At 76.2% G+C, this 2,331-nt stretch carries 3 protein-coding genes; 1 reads left to right on the forward strand and 2 read right to left on the reverse strand.

The annotated features are described in order from the left end of the window. Positions 1–714, forward strand: a 714-nt coding sequence (locus KS423_RS43675) for a polysaccharide deacetylase family protein (RefSeq protein WP_224285244.1), incomplete at its 5' end; no start/stop codon positions are given. Positions 715–1,004: 290 nt separating this feature from the next. On the opposite strand, the gene KS423_RS43680 is transcribed toward KS423_RS43675, so the two are convergent. Both KS423_RS43680 and KS423_RS43685 read right to left on the reverse strand, forming a co-directional pair. Beyond that, positions 1,005–1,484: a GNAT family N-acetyltransferase gene (locus tag KS423_RS43680; RefSeq protein ID WP_224285245.1), complete on the reverse strand. Its 480-nt coding sequence runs from the start codon at positions 1,482–1,484 to the stop codon at positions 1,005–1,007. Then, positions 1,481–2,182: an exonuclease domain-containing protein gene (locus KS423_RS43685; RefSeq protein ID WP_224285246.1), complete on the reverse strand. Its 702-nt coding sequence runs from the start codon at positions 2,180–2,182 to the stop codon at positions 1,481–1,483. The genes KS423_RS43680 and KS423_RS43685 overlap by 4 nt, the downstream gene beginning before the upstream one ends. Positions 2,183–2,331: the final 149 nt, after the last annotated feature.

Below are 2,331 nucleotides of genomic sequence, written 5' to 3' on the forward strand. Positions count from 1 at the left end.
GCCCCGGCGGCCTCCGCCACGCCTGCCGCCCCGACCACGCCTGCCGCCCCGACCGTACCGGCCACTCCGACCGCCGAGCCGTCCTCGCCCGCCGCGCCGCCCCCGCACACCGGGGCGGGCACCGTGATCGGCTCCACCGCCTCCGGCGGCCGCACCGTCGCACTCACCTTCGACGACGGCCCCGGCCCGGCCACCGGCCAGATCCTCGACCTGCTGGCCCAGTACCACGCCAAGGCCACCTTCTGCGAGATAGGCCAGAACGCCGCCGCCAACCCCGCCTTGGTCAAGCGCATACTGGCCGCCGGGCACCGACTCTGCGACCACAGCGTCCACCACCCGCAGCCGTTCGCGAAGCTCCCGCACGACAAGGCCGTGTACGAGATCACCGCCGCCCGGGACATGATCGTCCAGGCAGGCGGCCCCGGCACCGAGGTGGGCTGGTTCCGTGCCCCGGGCGGCGGCTTCAACAGTGACAACGAGCACATCACCGCGGGCCTCGGGATGTCCTCGCTCGGCTGGTCCGTCGACCCGCGCGACTGGTCGCGTCCGGGGACGCCGGCCATCGTCTCGGCCGTGCAGAAGCAGCTCAAGCCCGGTGGCGTGGTCCTGATGCACGACGGCGGCGGCGACCGCAGCCAGACCGTGGCCGCGCTGAAGCAGCTGCTGCCCTGGATGGTCGCCGAGGGGTACACCTTCGACTTCCCGGCCGCGTAGCACGGTCGGCGGCCGCCCCGAGGCTTCCCCCTCGTGCCACTCGGTGGACGACCCCCGACGGCGTCGCCCGCAGCCTGGTCTGCGCGATCCGCGTCCAGGCCCACCTCGCGCCCCGGGTCGGGCAGGTGCTGACCGTCCGGTACGACCCGCCGGCACCGGACACCGCCGAGGCCACCATCGTGCCCCGCCCGAGGGTGCCTGACGCCCTGCGGCGGGCAACCCGCCCCGCTGCACGTCTTCGTCCTCCCCGCGGACCCGGCCCATCCGGTGGGCCCGGGGCCGGCCGGGCGTCAGTCGACGCGCAGCCGGTAGACCTGCCGCGAACCGCCCTCCGGGCCCGGGCCGGCGGCCTCGGCCGGAGTGAAGCCCAGCCGCTCGTAGAAGACCCGGGCTCCGCTCGCCACCGCGCCCGGGTGGTCCGGACCGAAGGTCACCACCTCGACGGTGGCCGGGCCCCGGACGTGGCGGCGCAGCACGTCCTCGACCAGCTCCCGGCCGACGCCGGTGCCCCGGGCGCGCCCGGCCACCACGAGCCAGTGCAGGTGGTACACCGGGGGCCGCTCGGGCCCCGCATTCCCGGCACCGGACAGCAGGCCGCCGAGCAGCCCCCGGTCGTCCTCGGCGACGGTCGCCAGGCCCCGGTCGGTGCTGCTGCGCACCGCGCGGTGGAAGCCCGGATCGGCGACCATCGGGCCGAACCAGTGCTCGACCTCGGCGGCGAGGGCGAGGAAGCCGGGCAGGTCCGCGGGGAGGGCCGGGCGTACCGTCACCGGGCGGGCCAGCGCGGGTCGACCACGGCCTGCGGGTCCTTGCCGCGGCGCAACCAGGCCTGGAGGCCCTCGGCCCACTGCCGGTACCAGTCGATCTGCCGCCGGTGCAGCTCGGCGGGCGGCACCGCTCCCACCTCGGCCGGGTAGCGCCCGGCCAGCGCGACGGCGACCCGGACGGCGGCCAGCGCGTCGCTGCCCGCCTCATGGGCGTCCGTCAGCTCCACCCCGTACAGCTCGCAGACCCGCTGCAGGGTGCGCGAGCCCTTGCGGTACTTGTCCACGGCCCGGTCGATCACCAGCGCGTCCAGCACCGGCCCGACCGGCCGGCCCAGGCGCTCGGCGAGCGTCGCCAGCCCGTACCGGCGCAGCTCGGCGTCGAGCAGCGACAGGTCGAACGGCGCGTTGAACGCCACCACCGGCCGTCCGGCGGCGATCCGCTCGCACAGTGCGGCGGCTATCTCCTCCACCGCCTCCTTCGCCGGTCTGCCCTTGCTCCGCGCCACCTCGTCCCCGATCCCGTGGATCGCCTCCGCCTCGGCGGGTATCGGCACCCCGGGGTCGACCAGCCAGTGCGCGGCCCCCACCCGGGCGGCCCCGACCGTGTCCACGAGCGCGGCCGTGACGATGCGGTCCACGGCCGGGTCGGTGCCCGTGGTCTCCAGGTCGAAGCCGACCAGTGGCTGCTGCCACCAGCTCATCAGGTGTGTCCTTCCGTCCTGCCTCTCGAAACAGCCCCTATCATCACCCGCCCCACCGACAACCCGGCCGGGGGGAGCCCGCTCGCCCTCGTCGCCGTGCCCCGTGCCCCGGCCGCTCGGGGCGGCCCGGGCACGGCCCCGGTCAGACC

It is taken from the genome of Streptomyces sp. LS1784 (assembly GCF_020103755.1).
Classification (GTDB): Bacteria; Actinomycetota; Actinomycetes; order Streptomycetales; family Streptomycetaceae; genus Kitasatospora.

Excerpts from the sequence above, each read along its gene's own strand:
- KS423_RS43685 (WP_224285246.1), bottom strand. The coding sequence starts at position 2,182 with ATGAGCTGGTGGCAGCAGCCACTGGTCGGCTTCGACCTGGAGACCACG.